At 70.3% G+C, this 16,550-nt stretch carries 13 protein-coding genes; 6 read left to right on the forward strand and 7 right to left on the reverse strand.

Annotated features, from left to right (window positions below; all coding sequences use genetic code 11):
• The first annotated feature begins 51 nt into the window (after window positions 1-51).
• Complete coding sequence (locus tag AC6CH0_RS07670) at window positions 52-720, forward strand: response regulator transcription factor (protein WP_498099367.1); 669 nt, start codon at window positions 52-54, stop codon at window positions 718-720.
• On the forward strand, window positions 713-1,933 hold the full coding sequence (locus AC6CH0_RS07675) for a sensor histidine kinase (protein ID WP_498099369.1): 1,221 nt from the start codon (window positions 713-715) through the stop codon (window positions 1,931-1,933). Before AC6CH0_RS07670 ends, AC6CH0_RS07675 begins: the two co-directional genes overlap by 8 nt.
• A gap of 117 nt (window positions 1,934-2,050) precedes the next feature.
• On the opposite strand, the gene AC6CH0_RS07680 is transcribed toward AC6CH0_RS07675, so the two are convergent.
• Complete coding sequence (locus tag AC6CH0_RS07680; protein WP_498099371.1) at window positions 2,051-3,820, reverse strand: S8 family peptidase; 1,770 nt, start codon at window positions 3,818-3,820, stop codon at window positions 2,051-2,053.
• Window positions 3,821-4,401: 581 nt separating this feature from the next.
• Here AC6CH0_RS07680 and aceA point away from each other — a divergent pair.
• From aceA to AC6CH0_RS07695, 3 genes are all read left to right on the forward strand, one after another.
• Window positions 4,402-5,736, forward strand: a complete 1,335-nt coding sequence (gene aceA, locus AC6CH0_RS07685) for an isocitrate lyase (protein WP_498099373.1) — start codon at window positions 4,402-4,404, stop codon at window positions 5,734-5,736.
• A gap of 107 nt (window positions 5,737-5,843) precedes the next feature.
• A complete protein-coding gene (aceB, locus tag AC6CH0_RS07690; RefSeq protein WP_498099375.1) occupies window positions 5,844-7,547 on the forward strand; it encodes a malate synthase A in 1,704 nt (567 codons plus the stop codon).
• 104 nt (window positions 7,548-7,651) lie between these two features.
• A complete protein-coding gene (locus tag AC6CH0_RS07695; RefSeq protein ID WP_498099377.1) occupies window positions 7,652-8,233 on the forward strand; it encodes a GNAT family N-acetyltransferase in 582 nt (193 codons plus the stop codon).
• A gap of 552 nt (window positions 8,234-8,785) precedes the next feature.
• Here AC6CH0_RS07695 and AC6CH0_RS07700 read toward each other — a convergent pair.
• On the reverse strand, window positions 8,786-10,174 hold the full coding sequence (locus tag AC6CH0_RS07700; protein WP_498099379.1) for an ATP-binding protein: 1,389 nt from the start codon (window positions 10,172-10,174) through the stop codon (window positions 8,786-8,788).
• A 49-nt stretch (window positions 10,175-10,223) separates the two neighbouring features.
• Window positions 10,224-11,582: an MFS transporter gene (locus tag AC6CH0_RS07705; RefSeq protein WP_498099381.1), complete on the reverse strand. Its 1,359-nt coding sequence runs from the start codon at window positions 11,580-11,582 to the stop codon at window positions 10,224-10,226.
• Between the two features lie 55 nt (window positions 11,583-11,637).
• On the opposite strand from AC6CH0_RS07705, the gene AC6CH0_RS07710 reads away from it, so the two are divergent.
• The gene (locus AC6CH0_RS07710; RefSeq protein WP_498099383.1) at window positions 11,638-12,597 is read left to right on the forward strand and encodes an ArsR/SmtB family transcription factor; all 960 of its coding nucleotides are present in this window, start codon (window positions 11,638-11,640) and stop codon (window positions 12,595-12,597) included.
• Window positions 12,598-12,610: 13 nt separating this feature from the next.
• Here AC6CH0_RS07710 and AC6CH0_RS07715 read toward each other — a convergent pair whose 3' ends face one another.
• The 4 genes from AC6CH0_RS07715 to AC6CH0_RS07730 all read right to left on the reverse strand — a co-directional run bounded on the left by AC6CH0_RS07715 (window position 12,611) and on the right by AC6CH0_RS07730 (window position 16,524).
• Window positions 12,611-13,561, reverse strand: coding sequence for an NADP-dependent oxidoreductase (locus AC6CH0_RS07715; protein ID WP_498099385.1), 951 nt, complete (start codon window positions 13,559-13,561; stop codon window positions 12,611-12,613).
• A 214-nt stretch (window positions 13,562-13,775) separates the two neighbouring features.
• Window positions 13,776-14,576 carry an alpha/beta fold hydrolase gene (locus tag AC6CH0_RS07720; protein WP_498099387.1) on the reverse strand — a complete coding sequence of 267 codons (801 nt, stop codon included), beginning with the start codon at window positions 14,574-14,576 and terminating at the stop codon, window positions 13,776-13,778.
• Window positions 14,573-15,232 (reverse strand): YqaJ viral recombinase family protein, encoded by a 660-nt coding sequence (locus AC6CH0_RS07725; RefSeq protein ID WP_498101068.1) that lies wholly within the window; start codon window positions 15,230-15,232, stop codon window positions 14,573-14,575. The genes AC6CH0_RS07720 and AC6CH0_RS07725 overlap by 4 nt, the downstream gene beginning before the upstream one ends.
• 104 nt (window positions 15,233-15,336) lie before the next feature.
• Window positions 15,337-16,524, reverse strand: a complete 1,188-nt coding sequence (locus tag AC6CH0_RS07730) for an ROK family transcriptional regulator (protein WP_498099389.1) — start codon at window positions 16,522-16,524, stop codon at window positions 15,337-15,339.
• Between the last annotated feature and the right edge of the window lie 26 nt (window positions 16,525-16,550).

The raw sequence follows: 16,550 nt of genomic DNA on the forward strand, positions 1-16,550 counted from the left end.
CCGGCGCGCCTCACTCGAGCGCTGCCGAGCACCGAGGAATGGAGGCGCCGCGTGCGTGTGCTGATCGTGGAGGACGAGCCCTACCTCGCCGAGGCCGTGCGGGCCGGACTCGCGCTCGAGGCCATCGCCGCCGACATCGCCGTCGACGGGGCGACGGCGCTCTTCGCGATCGACGTCAACGATTACGATGCGGTGCTGCTCGACCGTGACCTGCCCGGCATCCACGGCGATGAGGTGTGCCGCACGCTCGCGGCGCGCGACGAACGGCCGGCGATCCTCATGCTGACGGCGGCGCGGCGCCTCGGCGACAAGGTCGGTGGCTTCGAGCTCGGCGCCGACGACTACCTCGCGAAACCGTTCGAGTTCCCCGAGCTGGTCGCCCGGGTCCGGGCGCTGGGGCGACGGAAGTTCACGACACTGCCGCCGCGGCTCGAAGCGGCGGGGGTCACCCTCGATCCGTTCCGCCGTGAAGTGTTCCGCGACGGGCGGTTCGTGCGCCTCAGCCGCAAGGAATTCTCGGTGCTCGAGGTGCTGATGCGCGCAGCGGGCGGCGTCGTCAGCGCTGAGACGCTGCTCGAGAAGGCCTGGGACGAGAACGCGAATCCGTTCACGAACTCGGTGAAGATGACGATCTCGACGCTGCGGCGAAAGCTCGGTGAGCCGTGGATGATCCGCACCGACCCCGGTGCGGGCTACGCGATCGACGTGCCGCGTGGCTGACACCGCGCCATCCGCCGACCCCCGTTCGTTCCGGTTGACGGTGCGGGCACGACTCGCGCTCACCTATGCGGGGTTGCTCACCATCGCCGGCGCCGTTCTGCTCGCGATCATCGCCTTCTTCGTCGGACTCGTGCCGACGTACGAGTTCGTCGCGGCGACGTCGATCGAGGCGGTCGCCCCCAGCGGCACCGCGCCCGAGATCACGATCGGCGAGGCGTCCCCGGGTGGCGGCGTCACCGGTCTCGACGAAGGCATCGCCGCGACGACCACGGCGGCGCCGCTCGTCGTCGGTTCGCGCGCCGACATCCTGCAACTGCTGCTCTGGGTGTCGGCGGGCGCCCTCGCCGTGCTCGCCGCGGGTGGTGCCTGGGCCGGCTGGTTCGTCGCCGGCCGGATGCTGCGTCCGCTGCAGGAGGTCAACCGCGCAGCGCATCGTGCCGCGCGTGGGCATCTCGACCACCGCATCGCGCTGGCCGGCCCGCGTGACGAGATCACCGACCTGGCAGACACCTTCGACGAGATGCTCACCGAGCTCGAGCGCTCGCTCGGTGCGCACCGGCGGTTCGCAGCGAACGCCTCGCATGAGCTGCGCACCCCGCTCGCCACGAACCGCACGATGCTCGACGTCGCGATCAGCTCGCCGGGCGCGCCCGATGTCGCGCTGCTCGAGCGCTTGCGCGAGACGAACGAGCGCAGCATCGCGACAGTCGAAGCGCTGCTCGACCTCTCCGAAGCGGAGGCGGGAGCCGCGGCGACGGTGCCGGTCGAGCTCGGCGAGCTCGCGGCATCCGTCGTCGACGACGCCCGCCTCGAGGCGGAACAGGCCGGTGTGCGAATCGAATTGGCTACGACGCCGGTGACGGTCTCCGGCGATGGGGTGCTGCTCAGGCAGATGCTTTCGAACCTCGTGCAGAACGCGATCCGCCACAATGTGCGCGGCGGCGTCGTTCGGGTGTCGACGCGATCGTCGAGCCGCTGGACGACGATCGAGGTGGCGAACAGCGGCGACCTGCTCGAAGCGGCGACGGTCGCGGAACTGACTGCACCGTTCTACCGCCTGAGAGGCCGCACCAGCGCCGCGTCGCAGCGCGGGCGCGGCCTCGGGCTGTCGATCGTTGCAGCCATCGCCGAGCGGCACGGTGCCGGGCTGCACCTCGCGCCCCGCCTGAACGGCGGCCTGCGGGTCGCGGTGCGTTTTCCCGCCGGCGGCTGAGCAGGGTGCGCCGGCGACATCGGCGAAGAGAGCGGATGCCGCGGGGCGAGACACACGGATGCCGCGGGGTGGTGCACCCCGCGGCATCCGTTCGTTCACTCGTTCACTCGTGCCGAACTACTTCACGGTTGCGGTGTACGCCCCCGAGCCGGAGTACGCTTCCACGACGAGCCGGTAGGTGCCCGACGTGCCCGGGTAGGTGAACTTCTCGTCGGCGCTGGCCGAGATGCCCTGCGCCACCGTGCTCCAGCCGAACCACGACGACTTCTGCAGGTACACATCGAAGTCGGCGCCGCTCGGACCATCGAGGCAGACCTCGATCGATCCGCTCGTGCGCGTGAACGACGGCAGCGCGAGCTGCTGGCCCGCGGACAGCGAACCCGTGCGCACGAGCGGGCCCGTGCAGGTGCTCGGGTTCGTCGCCGTGACCGTCCAGCCGAACGTGACCGAGTCGGTGGTCGCGGGGCTCGCCGAGTCGCGCACCGTGACGGTCACGTTCGCCGTGCCCGCCGTGGTGAGCGTGCCCGAGATCGCACCGGTCGAGGCGTTGATCGACAGTCCGGCCGGAAGGCCGCTGGCCGAGAACGCGTACGGCGCGGTGCCGCCCGACGCGGCGACGGCGAGGTTCACGCCCTGCCCGACCGTGCCGGTCTGGTTCGCGGGGGTCGCCAGGTCGACGTTGCCCACCGGCGGGGTGCCGCCGTTCAGGAACGCCGTGTACAGCAGGCGGTTCGGCGATGCGGCGTCGAGCCCGGTCAGCTTGCCGGTCGAGGCGTTGCCCACGATCGCAGCCTGCACCTGCGCCGGGGTGGCGCCGGGATTGGCGCCGAGGTAGAGCGCGGTCGCGCCCGCCACGTGCGGCGAGGCCATGGACGTACCGCTGATGGTGTTGGTCACCGCGTCGCCGGTGTGCCACGACGAGACGATCGACGTACCGGGCGCCCAGACGTCGAGGCAGCTGCCCCAACTGCTCGTGGAGGCCTTGGCGTCGGTGCGCGTCATGTTGCCGACCGTGATGCCCTCGGGTACGAGCTGCGGGCTGTAGCGGCACGCGTCGTCGTTGCTGTTGCCTGCGGCCTGCACCCAGGTGATGCCCGAGGCGACGAGCGTGCGCACGGCCTGGTCGATCGAGGGGATCGAGCACGCCGAACGGCAGCCGATGCTGTAGTTCACCGTCGCCGGCTTCGCCGCATTCTCGGTCACCCACTCGATGCCCTCGAGCAGGTCGGTCGTCGAGCCGGAGCCCGCGCAGTCGAGCACTCGCACGGGGTACACGGTCGCCTTCTTGGCGACGCCGTACGTGGTGCCCACGGCCGAGCCGGCGACGTGCGTGCCGTGACCCTGGCAGTCGTTCGCGTTGCCGCCGGCGGTCACCGCATCGAAGCCCGGCCGGATGCGCCCGGTGAACTCGCTGTGCGTGAGCCGGATGCCCGTGTCGACGATGTAGACGTTGACGCCCTGGCCGGCGGTGTCGGGGTAGACGTACCTGCTGTCGAGCGGCAGATCGCGCTGGTCGATGCGGTCATCGCCCCAGTTGGGCGGGTTGACCTGCTCGCCCATCGCGTAGACGCGCTGCACCTGCTCGACGTAGTCGACGCGGTCGTCGGCCGCGATCGCGAGCGCCTCGTCTTCGCTGAGCTCGGCCGAGAAGCCGTTGAACACCGCGTTGAAGGTGCTCTGGACCTCGCCGCCGATCTGGTCGGTGAGCGCCGCTGCGACATCGTCGGCGATGCCGATCTCGCTGGGCGGCTTCAATACGACGATGTACTCGCCGGCGACCGCCTCAGTCGCGTTCGCGCCGACGATCCCGGGGTCTCCGGTCGTGGTCGTCGCGTTCGCGATCGCTGGCGTCAGGATGAGTGCTGCACTGGTGAAGAGTGCCGCCAAGGAGGCGACACCTCGCGACGCGACTCTGCGCCGCGGGGTTCGGTTCATCAATGTGTTCCCTCTCGTGTGGAGTGACGAGGGTGTCTTGTGGACACCCCGCATCGACCCGGGGGTCGATGCGCGACCCGGACTGGTGCCGGGCGCGTTGACGGGGTACCTCCGTGCGCGGGTGTGCGCGGAGGTACCGTTCGGGTTTCCTCGTCGGGCCGAGATGGGTCGTGCTGCGAAACCGCGGCCGGGCGCCGCGGCGGGTGACGATCTGGAGCGGGAGAATGGATGGCGCCTGACCCCTTGACTGGGGGATGGCGGTCATCACGTTCATCATCTAATCTCCGTCGCCTCGATGTACGGAAGGTATTGTGCGGCGGCGCGTGGCGTCAATCCTCTCAAGTGCCGACTTGACGTTCGAGTGCCGCGAAAAGTTCTTCCGCGCAGAAGAACCGGCGAAGTTCACCCCCGAGATCGTCATTCGGCGGGTGCCGAGCGGGCGCAGAGTGGATGCCACAGACCCCCGCACGACGTCGAAGCAGACGTCGGACGGAGACCCAGAAGCATCCGCTCAGCACCACTCGGAGGACACCATGAGCACGACGAACCGCCCCGGCGACCAGACCCAGACCGCTGCCGAACTGCAGCTCGAGTGGGACGCCGACCCGCGCTGGGAAGGCGTCAGCCGCGACTACTCCGCCGCCGACGTCATCGCGCTTCGAGGGCCGGTTCGCGAGGAGCGCACGCTCGCCAAGCGGGGAGCCGAGAAGCTGTGGCAGGACATCCAGCAGAACACGGGCACCGCCTTCGCCCCTCAGGAGAACCCGCAGTGGTCGGCCGCGCTCGGCGCTCTGACCGGCAACCAGGCGGTGCAGCAGGTGCGCGCCGGCCTGAAGGCGATCTACCTCAGCGGCTGGCAGGTCGCCGCGGACGCGAACCTGTCGGGCCAGACCTACCCCGACCAGTCGCTGTACCCGGCGAACTCGGTGCCCGCGGTCGTGCGCCGCATCAACAACGCGCTGCTGCGCGCCGGCCAGATCGAGCAGGGCGAGGGCGCGAGCGGCCCCGCCGACTGGATGGTGCCGATCGTCGCCGACGCCGAGGCCGGCTTCGGCGGACCGCTCAACGCCTACGAGCTCATGCACCAGATGATCGAGGCGGGTGCGGCCGGCGTGCACTGGGAGGACCAGCTCGCGAGCGAGAAGAAGTGCGGCCACATGGGCGGCAAGGTCCTCGTGCCCACGAGCCAGCACATCCGCACGATCAACGCGGCACGTCTGGCGGCGGACGTCGCGGGCGTCCCGTCGATCATCATCGCGCGCACCGACTCGCTCGCCGCGACGCTGCTCACGAGCGATCACGACGAGCGCGACCGCCCCTTCGTCACGGGCGAGCGCACTGCCGAGGGCTTCTACGAGGTCCAGAACGGCATCGAGCCGGTCATCGCCCGCGGCCTGGCCTACGCCGAGTACGCCGACCTGCTCTGGGTCGAGTCCGCCGAGCCCGACCTCGACCTCGCTCGGCGCTTCGCCGAGGCCGTGCACGCAAAGTTCCCGGGCAAGCGCCTCTCGTACAACTGCTCGCCGTCGTTCAACTGGAAGCGCCACCTCGACGACGACCAGATCGCGAAGTTCCAGCGCGAGCTCGCGTCGATGGGCTACGCCTTCCAGTTCATCACCCTCGCGGGCTTCCACGCCCTCAACCACTCCATGTTCACGCTCGCGAAGGACTACAACGAGCGGCACATGAGCGCCTACGTCGAACTCCAGGAGGCGGAATTCGCCTCGGAGGCATCCGGATACACCGCAACGCGCCACCAGCGCGAGGTCGGCACCGGCTACTTCGATCGCATCGCCACGGCGCTGAACCCCAACAGCGCAACGCTCGCCCTCGTCGGATCGACCGAGGAAGACCAGTTCAGCCACTGACGCATCCGCCGGTCGAGTAGGCGCGCCAGCGCCGTATCGAGACCCACCCGCCGGGTCTCGATACGCGCTTCGCGCTACTCGACCGACGAACCGAAGGAGACACGATCATGAACACCACACCCAGCATGACCATCGAGCGAACGGATGCCGCGGCATCCGCTGCGCCGGACCGTTCGACGTCGCGGCCGAAGCCCGCCACCGGCAGCTTCCAGACGGTCGAACCCCGCATCGAGATCACCGCGGCCCTCGGCGAGCGCTACGCGGAGATCCTCACGCCCGAGGCGCTCGCCTTCCTCGCGGAGTTGCACGACCGTTTCGCGGGCACCCGCCACGAGCTGCTCGCCGCACGCCTGCAGACCCGGGTCGACGCGGCGAACGGTCGCGACCCGAGGTTCCTGCCCGAGACCGAGCGCATTCGCAACGACTCGTCGTGGCGGGTTGCCGGTGCCGGCCCCGGTCTCGAGGACCGCCGGGTCGAGATCACCGGCCCGACCGACCGCAAGATGGCGATCAATGCGCTGAACTCGGGCGCCAAGGTGTGGCTCGCCGACCAGGAGGACGCCACGAGTCCGACCTGGCGGAACGTCATCGAGGGGCAGCTGAGCCTCTTCGACGCGGTGCGCGACCGGCTCGAGTTCACGAGCCCGGAGGGCAAGCAGTACCGCGTCACGGCCGAGGAGACGCCGACGATCGTGATGCGCCCCCGCGGTTGGCACCTCGTCGAGAAGCACCTGAAGTTCCACGACCGCGCCGGTCGCGCGATGCACGCCTCGGGCTCGCTCGTCGACTTCGGCCTGTACTTCTTCCACAACGCGCAGGCGCTCATCGCCGCGGGCCGCGGGCCGTACTTCTACCTGCCGAAGCTCGAGTCGCACCGCGAGGCGAAGCTCTGGAACGACATCTTCGTCTTCTCGCAGCGGCGCCTCGGCATCGCTCAGGGCACGGTGCGTGCGACGGTGCTCATCGAGACGATCCAGGCCGCGTTCGAGATGGACGAGATCCTCTACGAGCTGCGCGAGCATTGCGCGGGCCTGAACGCCGGGCGATGGGACTACATCTTCTCGATCGTGAAGACGTTCCGCTCGCGCGGTCGCCGCTGGGTCATGCCCGACCGCAAGGCGATCACCATGACGGTGCCGTTCATGCGGGCGTACACCGAGCTGCTCGTCGCCACCTGCCACAAGCGCGGGGCGCATGCCATCGGCGGCATGAGCGCCTTCATCCCGAACCGCCGCGACCCCGAGGTCACCGAGCGCGCGCTCGCCGCGGTGACCGCGGACAAGCGCCGCGAGGCAGCCGACGGCTTCGACGGCACGTGGGTGGCCCACCCCGACCTGATCGACACCGCACGCGCCGAGTTCGACGCCGTGCTCGGTGATCGGCCGAACCAGGTCGACCGCCTGCGCGACGACGTGCAGGTCACCGCAGCGCAGCTGCTCGACATCCCCTCGATCGGCGGGCAGGTGACCGAGGCCGGCGTGCGCGACAACGTCTCGATCGGCATCCGCTACATCGAGTCGTGGCTGCGGGGCACGGGTGCCGCGGCGATCGACAACCTCATGGAGGATGCCGCGACCGCCGAGATCTCGCGCTCGCAGGTCTGGCAGTGGCTCAACGAGAACACCGTCACCGCTGAAGGCACCCGCATCGACCAGACCTCGATCGTGCGCATCATGGCGGCCGCCGTCGCCGAGCTGCCTCGATTCGAGGGAGATCGGTTCGACGACGCGATCTCGGTGTTCCGCAGCGTCGCGCTCGAGCCCGAGTTCCCGACGTTCCTCACGGTGGGCGCTTACGCGCGCTTCCTCTGAGGCCCGGCCCGAAGGGGCCGCCTCGACCGCATCCGGTGATCCCGGAGCCTGCCGCGGTCGGGGCGGCCCCTACTGGCTGCCGTCGTCTGCCAGAATCGATGCTCGTGACCCAGTCGATCGAGACCGCCGTGCGCATCAGGCCGGCCGCGATGACGGATGCCGCTGCGCTCTCGTCACTCGCCGCGGCGACCTTCCCGCTCGCGTGCCCGCCGCACACGACCGCGGAGGCGATCGCCGCCTTCATCGCCGAGCACTTCGGCGTCGACCACTTCGCGGGCTATCTCGCCGACCCTGACCGCATCCTGCTCGTGGCGGAGCTCGCGGCGCCGGATGCTGCGGGGGAGTCGCGGCTCGTCGGCTACACGATGCTCATCGCGGGCGCGCCGAGCGACGCCGACGCCGCTGCGGCCGTCACGGCCCGCCCGGCGATCGAGCTCAGCAAGGTCTACGTGCTCGCCGACGCGCACGGCACCGGCACGGGCGCCGCCCTCATGCGGGCCTCGCTCGACACGGCGGGAGCGAGCGGCGCCGCGACGGTCTGGCTCGGCGTCAACGAGGAGAATGCGCGCGCGATCGCCTTTTACAAGCGCCACGGCTTCGCGAAGGTCGGCCGCAAGCACTTCGTCGTCGGCGGTCGCGTCGAAGACGACTGGGTACTCGAGCGCCCGCTCGGTGTTGCGCGTTGATTTATGCGGCCTTCCACCAGGTGAACTTCTGAAATGAGATGGTCCCGGGCACAGAAGTTGATGTTCGGAGGAGTCGGCGTCACTTCCGCACTAGCTGTCGTGGCGATCGTGCTGACCTTCGTCTACGGAGTCTCGAGACCTGTTTCCATTGACGACGATCGCCTGGTGGGCACTTGGAGGGATGTGACGAGCGAGAGCGTGCTCGTGTTCGACTCGACTGGTCGGGTCACATTGATTGACTTTGTATACGCTCCGGCGGAGATAGATGATGATCCGCCCACCTTTGACGGGTCCGGGCAATGGCACCTCTTCGAATCGCCCTCAGAGGTCGTTGTCCGATTGAGGGAACCGGTCGGAGGGGTGAACACCATTACCTTCGCTTCAATATCGTGCGGGGTAGATCATTGCCTGAGCTACGGCCCCGACGACGGCACCGCTCCTTCTTTTCGTCGCGACCGGTAGGAACTGACCGCCACGGCCGGATCTCGCGGCTGCTGGCTCCTCGGCGTAGAGGGTCGCGCAAGCGCAAATAGGTCGACGGGGCTAGGTTCCTCAGCGCAGCGGCACCCCGACGTCGCTGCCGCCCTCGGGCGTGAGCCTCGCGTTCATCGCGAGCAGCGTCGGCGCTGGCACGAAGCCACCCGCGAAGAGCGCTTCGCCCTGCCGGAACCACGGTGACCGCGCGATGAGCGCGGCGGGCGCGTAGCCGAAGTAGGTGGCGAGCCCGTCGAGGTCGACGGGCGAGCTCATCTTCATCAGGGCGAGGTTGTCGCACTGGGAGATGATGCCGGGGTGCACCTTCGACGGCCGCTGCGTCGAGAGCAGCAGCCAGAGTCCGTACTTGCGACCCTCGGCCGCGATCTGGATGATCCGTTCGCGCACCGCGATCGCGAGTTGCGACGTCAGTTCGGGCGAGCAGAGGTTGTGCGCCTCATCGATCACGAGCAGCACCGGCCGGCGCTCCTCTCGACGGGCCCACAGCTCATCGAGCACCGAGAGCGCCACGACGAGGTGCTGGTCGGGCGTCGAGAATCCGCCGAGGTCGAGCACCGTGGCATCCGCTCGTTCGTCGATGACGCGCGTGGCTTCGCGGTGCTGACCGGCCCAGATCTCCCAGGTCAGGATGCCCATGTTCTCGATGCGGAGGCCGAGTGACCGCCGCGCGGGGTTGTCGGATTCGAGCAACTCGGGCAGCAGCTCGTCGGGCTCGACCGTGCTGAGCGTCTCACTGAGGTGCACGGCGGCGTTGAACTCCTCGCGGTCGACCACGGGGTCGAGCCGGAGCACGGCGGCTTTCGCCTCCGTCGTCATCGCGGTGAACCGGGCGCGCAGCGGATCGGTGCCCGCGGTGTTCGGGCGCAGCACGCGGATGTCGCGCTGCCGGAGCAGCTCGGCCGTCGGCCCCGTCGCCCCGGGGTTCAGCTCACCGAGCCGCACGAAATCGGAGTTCGGGTCGAACACCACGACCGGCAGCGCCGTGTGCGCGATGAGCTGCTCGAGCACCACGCCGAGCGCGTAGGTCTTGCCCGAGCCGCTCTGGCCGCACCAGAAGGTGTGCCGGTTGAAGCGGTGCGCGAGCAGCCGCGCGGGCCGGCTCGGCGGGCTGAGATTCACGCCGATCTCGAGTGTCGCGCCGAGCGAGGCGTGCACGAGGTCGATCGTCTCGGCGTCGGCGGCCTCGACCACCGCGTCGGCGAAGGCGTGGCTGCCGCGCGGGTCGAAGCGGTCGCCGTCGATCGCACCGAGCAACCGCCCGTGCAACGTCTCCGTCGCATCGGCCGACGGTGCCTCGCGCTCCTCGACGAGTGCGAGCTGGCGCCCGCGCTCCGTCGTGACGAGCAGCAGGGTGCCGGCGATGAACGGCGTGCCTGCGGCATCCGCGACCGTGAATGACCGCCCATCGTCGGAGTGTGCCGGAGTGGGTGTGCTGGGCTCGCGCATGCGCCGATCATGTCACGCGCCCGCGACCGAGCGACAGAGCGACAGGCTCTCAGGCGGAGCGAGCCGCGCGCCGGGCGATCCACCAGGTGCCGAGACCCGAGGCGAGGAAGATCGCGCCGAGCACGACCCAGCCCGAGAAGCCGTGCTCGATCGCCGTCGCGTTCACGACGAGCGGGGCGGCGAGCGCGCCGATCGAGTAGCTCATGCCGAACACGCCCTGGTAGCTGCCCGCCTGCACGGGGTCGGCGAGCTCGAAGCTCAGTCCCCACCCGCCCGCTTGTGAGAGCACCTCGGCGAACGCGTGCGTGAGCGCGGCGAGCACGAGCACCGCGATCGCGAATCCGGTGGGCAACCCGGCCGCCGATGCATAGACGAGGCAGGCGCCGGCCATCAGCCACGCGGCGATGCCCGAGACCCGGGCGGCGATGCGCAGGTCGTGCGTGCCTCGCGAGAGCGGCACCTGGAAGATCACGACGATCACGGTGTTGAGGATGAGGAGCGCTGCGACGAGCACTTCGGGCGCGTTCGTCTCGCGGGCGATCCAGAGCGGCACCCCGAGCTCGGCGACGCCGAACTGCATGCCGAACACCGCGCTGAGGGCGGCGAAGACGAGGTAGCGCGGATCGCGCCACGGCGAGTGCCGGCGCCAGGAGCGGCGCTCGGCGGCTGCCGCTTCGGCGCTCGCCGCGGCATCCACCGACCCGGTCGCGGTCGTGATCGGGACAGTATCGGGTCGTGGCGGTGCGTCGACGCGGGCCGGGAGCCTGACGAGCTGAATCAGGCCGAGCAGGTAGAGCACCCCGGCGCCGGCGATCAGCGCACGGTAGGCGTCAGGGGTTCCGATCGCGAGTGCGAGCGCGCCGAGCCCCGAGCCGACGGCGATCGAGGCGTTGGTGACCGTGCGCAGCACGGCCCGCACGTGCACGCGCTCCTCACCGACGAACGCGCGAGCGATGATCGCCGATCGGGTCGAGTTCGCGCCCTGTTCGAAGAAGCCGCACACGATCGCGATCACGAGCGCGCTGATGAAGTCGCCGGCGAAGACGTAGGTGATGAGCGCGACGCCCTCGATCGCGGTGAACGCGATGAGGAGTCGTTTCGCGCTCGTGCGATCGGCGAGCCACCCGCCGGCGAAGGACGCGACGACGCCCGCGGCGCTCGATGCGGCGAGCACGATCGCGACCTCGTGGGGCGCGAGGCCGACGATGAACGTGAAGTACAGCACGGTGACCGTGAGGAAGATGCCGCGGCCGACTCGCGAGATCATGGTCGCGCTGACCAGGATGCGCAGCACCGGATCCGAGAGGGACGCCGCCACACGTGCGGCGAACGAGCGCTTGGCCGGCGTCGCCGGGTCGATGGTCGGAATCGTGCCGGTGTCTTCGGATGGTGTTGCGGTAGGGCTCACTCGTCAGTTCTCGCAGACCCGTCACCGCGTCGAAATTGATGTAGCGTTACGCTTCATGTTGCGATACGTGCTCAATGAGGGGGATGTCGCGGCCGTCCGCTTCGGCATCTCCCCGCTCTGCGAACTCGGCCTGTCGCTGCGCGCCATCGACGACCCGGCGCGGTTCCCACTGCAGCTGCCGTGGCTGCGCCGAACGGAAGCGGCACGCGCCGATCTCGACACCGAGGCACTGCGGGGGCTCATCGACGAGCGACTCTGGACCCCCGACTTCCTGAACCCGCGACCCGAGTCGCCGCTGACCCGCCTCGACGACGAGTTCGAGCAGTTGCGAGCCGTCGCGCCCGAGACCTTCATCGCGGATCTCGTCGCGGTGCACGGGCAGGTGCCTGCCGTCTTCGAGGGCTCGCCGAAAGCCGCCATCCACCGCATCGTGCGGGCGCTGCAGGAACTCTGGGATGCCTCGTTCGCCCCGTACTGGCCGCGCATGCGCGCCGTGCTCGAGGCCGACGTCGTGCATCGGGGCCGGCAGATCGCGCAGAGCGGACTCTCGACGATGCTGAACGGCATCTCCTCGACCGTCGACTACGCCGACGGGGTCGTGTCGGTGCGACTGCGCGACCCCGCCGATCGGCTGCAACGCATCGACGGCCTCGGCCTCACCCTCGTACCGACGATGTTCACCCGTCGAGGCTCCGCCCCCGTCGGGGACGGTCCGCCGATGATCATGTACCCGGCGCGCGGGCAGGGCGCCCTCTGGGAGACGGAGCGGGTCGCGAACCCCGCCGCGGTCGCCGCCATCCTCGGCGAGACGCGGGCGAGCCTGCTCTCCGCGCTCGGCGACCCGGCGTCGTCGACCGAGCTCGGCGTGCGCTTCGGGGTCACGCCGTCGGCCGTCAACCAGCACCTGCGTGCGCTCCGCGACGCCGGCCTCCTCGTCTCGACGAGGTACGGCCACAGCGTGCTCTACCTGCGCAGCGAGCTCGGCAGCGCACTGCTCGACGCCCGCGCCGGCTGATGAGGTCTGCCGGTCACGCCGGGTCGGGCGTCACCCGCAGCACGACCTTGCCGCGCACATGCCCGCCCTCGATCAGCCGATGCGCGTCGGCGCCCTGCTCGAGCGGGAACTCGCGTTCGACGTGCACGCGAACGGCGCCGTCGTCGATGAGTCGGGTGATCACCGACAGCGTTCGGGCGTCGGGTGCGACCGAGTACCCGGTGGAACGGATGCCGCGCGCCGCGGCCTCCTCGGCCATGGTGGGCCACGAGCCCGTCGGCACGGTCACGATCAGCCCGGCCGGCCGCAGCGCCTCGAGCGAGCGAGTGCCCGTGGCATCCGCGACGTTGCCGATCAGGTCGATGACCACGTCTTGGCCGGTGGCGATCTCTTCGAACCGCTCGGTCGTGTAGTCGATGACCCGGCGGGCGCCGAGTTCGCGAACGAAGTCGGCGTTGCCGGCCGAGGCGGTGGCCGTGACGACGGCACCGAAATACGCCGCGAACTGTACGGCGAAGTGGCCCACTCCGCCGGCTGCGGCATGGATCAACACGCGCTGGCCGTCGTGCACGCGCGCCGTGTCGACGACGGCGCCCCACGCCGTGAGCGCCGCGATCGGCACGGCGGCCGCCTCGGCGAACGAGAGCGAGGCGGGCATGCGGGTGACGCTCAGCGAGCTCACCGAGATCAGTTCGGCGTAGCTGCCGCCGACGCGGGGCACGCGCCCCATTCCGTACACCCGGTCACCCGGTTGCAGCGGATGCGCCGAGTAGGGCACCGCTTCGACGACACCGGCGAAGTCGCCGCCGAGCACGGCGGGATAGGCGAGGATCGCCCCCGCGACACCTCGTCCGGCTCGGGTCTTCACGTCGATCGGGTTCACGCCCGCGGCGACGACTCGCACGAGCACCTCGTCGCTGACGCGCAGCGGGTCGGGCACCTCGGCCAGGTGCAGCTCATCGGCTCCGCCCGTCTGATCGATCACCAAAGCCCGCATCGACACACCCTCCTGTGATTCGTCCCTCGCACAGTAACCGCTCTCGCTATGATCGCACCGACCCCCGGCGGCCGGCGGTGTCGCCGAACGGGGAACGGCAGCGTCGTGCCTTCCGTCGGTCGAGTAGGCGCGCCGGCGTCGCCTTCCGTCGGTCGAGTAGGCGCGCCAGCGCCGTATCGAGACCCCGCGCCCCCGCGACCGCTCAGGCCCGGGTGTGCTGCAACCAGCGGGCGACACCCTCGCGCAGCAACGCCGACTGCGCGCTCAGCCCGTCGTCGCGGGGCGGCAGCTCGACGAGGGGTGCGTCGAGCGCGCCGGCCCAGCGCTCGGCGAGTTCGTACGGATGCACAGGGTCGCGCCGCGCTCCGAGGACGAGCGAGCGGATGCCGCGTTCGGCGAGCCCTGCGAGCTCGGCATCGGCCGTGAATGCACGGTTGCGCGGGATCTCGACGAGTCGCATCGCCCGGCGCGCCGCGTCGGGCGCAGAGAACTGCGCGAGCAGTCCGCGTGCGCCGGCCGGCGACTCCGCGGCGACGCGTTGGAACACGGCCCGCTCGCGGAACTCGTCGACCCCTGCCGGCCCGGCGTCGGCGAGGATCTGACCGATCACCGGGAAGGCGCGCAGGTGCTCGGGCAGTGACCGGTCGCTGAACGAGGGCCGAACGAAGACGGCACGCTCGATCGGCAGCAGCCCGTCGAGCGCGAGCCGCAACGCGATCGCGGCGCCGAGCGAGATGCCGACGACCGTGAGCGGGGCGGATGCGTCGACGTCGAGCCCGCCCGCATCTGCGATGGCTTCCCGCACCGATGTGGCGACCTCGACGGCGAGCCGATCGAGTCGGAAGTCGTCGGGGTCGCCCACCGAGAGGTACCCGCCATGGGCACGGATGTCGGGCGCGACGATGAGCTCGTCGGCACCGATCGCGGCGTGCACGGCCGGCGTGAGGAGATCGAGGGGCTGTCGACGGTCGGCGCCGAGGCCGTGCAGCAGGACGGTCGTCACGCGAGCGCCCCCGGCCGGTACACCGCGCGGGGGTCTTCGCTCGCGCCGTTCGGCCGGATCGCCGCGAGCAGGTGGTTCGCGAGCCCGACGAGGATCGCGATCTGGTCGTCGTCTCGATCGACCCAGCGGTACAGCGGCTCATCGGCGACCGGGACGAATTCGTCGTGCTGCTCCCAGACGACGAGCGTGCGCTCGGCGCCGAGCACGTATTGCTGCCACCAGACCTGGCGCAGGTAGCCGCGCGGGATGCCGCGCCATGGTTTCGAGGTCGTCTTGATCTCGCAGAGCTCGAGGGTGCCGTTCGGTGCAACCCGCAGTCCGTCGGGTGTCGCGAGGTGGCGGCGTTCGAACTCGGAGTGGAAGAGCAGGGTCGACGGCTCGATGCCGTGGCTCTGCCTCGCCCACTCGGCGATCACGGGCTCGCGGGCCCGGCCGTGGTCGGTGTACCGGCTGCCGCCGAAGCTGTACCGGCTGCCGTGCAGTTTCTCGTGGGCCGCGGTGCGCACCGATTCGGGGGTCGCGAGCTTCGCGGCATCCGTCGCGGTGATGCCCTGCGAGCGTGCTCGCAGCCAGGCGACCCGGTCGCTCGAGTCGGCTACGACCCGTGAGTGGCACGGATGCCGCGGGCGCTCGTCGACCGCGACCGGCGTCGTCACACTCTCGAGATCGAAGAGGGCGAAGGGGGTGTCGGGCACCCTCCGAGCGTACCCTTCGGCACCCACGTCGACCTCGTCACACGCGGTCGAAATCCGAGCGGGATTCAGCGGGCGGCGAGCGCGACGATGCCCTCGGGTGAGAGGGCGTGGTGGATGGCGAGCATGCTGGCCCCGAGCACCGCGGCGTTCTCGGCCGCCGCCGACTGCACGATCGTCAGATGCTCGGTCGCGAGCGGCATCGAGCGCGTGTAGACGACCTCGCGAACTCCTGCGATGAGGTGTTCGCCCGCCCGCGCCATCGATCCGCCGATCGCCACGACCGAGGGATTGACGAGGCTCACGCACGCGGTCAGCACCTCGCCGATGTCGCGGCCGGCCTGGCGCACGGCTTGGATCGCCTCGATGTCGCCGCGCTTGACGAGCTCGACGACATCGTTCGACGACTCGGCCTCGATGCCCTGCTCGCGCAGGGCCCTCGCGATGGCCGGGCCGGAGGCGAGGGCCTCGAGGCATCCGCGGTTGCCGCAATGACAGGGCACGTCACTGCCGCGGGCCACCCGCACATGGCCGATGTCGCCGGCGATGCCCTGCGCGCCCCGCTGCAGCAGGCCGCCAGAGATGATGCCCGAGCCGATGCCGGTGGCGACCTTCACGAACATGAGGTGCTCGACCTGCGGCCACGCGAGTTGGCGCTCGCCGAGCGCCATGATGTTCACGTCGTTGTCGACGAGCACCGGTACCTCGAGGTGCTGCTGCACCCAGCCGGGCACGTCGAAGCGGTCCCAGCCGGGCATGATCGGCGGGTTCACCGGCCGGCCGGTGGAGTGCTCGACGGGGCCGGGCACGCCGATGCCGATGGCGGCGAGATCGTGCCGGTCGCGGCCGAGGCCGTCGATGAGTGCGAGGCCCGCGTCGACCATCCAGCTCAGCACCGGCTCCGGTCCTTCGGCGATGTCTCGGCGTTCGGCGTGTTCGGCGAGCACGGTGCCGGCGAGGTCCGTCACGGCGATCGTCGCGTGGGATGCGCCGAGATCGGCCGCCAGCACGATGCGGGCGGATGGATTCAGGGCGAACTGCGACGGCGGCCGTCCGCCGGTCGACGCGGCGTCGGCCACCGGCGAGACGAGGCCGAGCTGCATGAGCTCGTCGACTCGCGCTGCGATCGTCGAGCGTGCGAGACCCGTCGTCTGCGCCAGCGAGGCTCGCGTGCGGGGTTCGCCATCGCGAAGCAGCTGGAACAGCTCGCTCGCCCCGGAGGTGCCGAGGGCCGATCCGCGATTGACATCCACCATTCATTGAGTAAAGCACACCCCCTTCG

The organism is Agromyces sp. GQ35 (genome assembly GCF_059758475.1).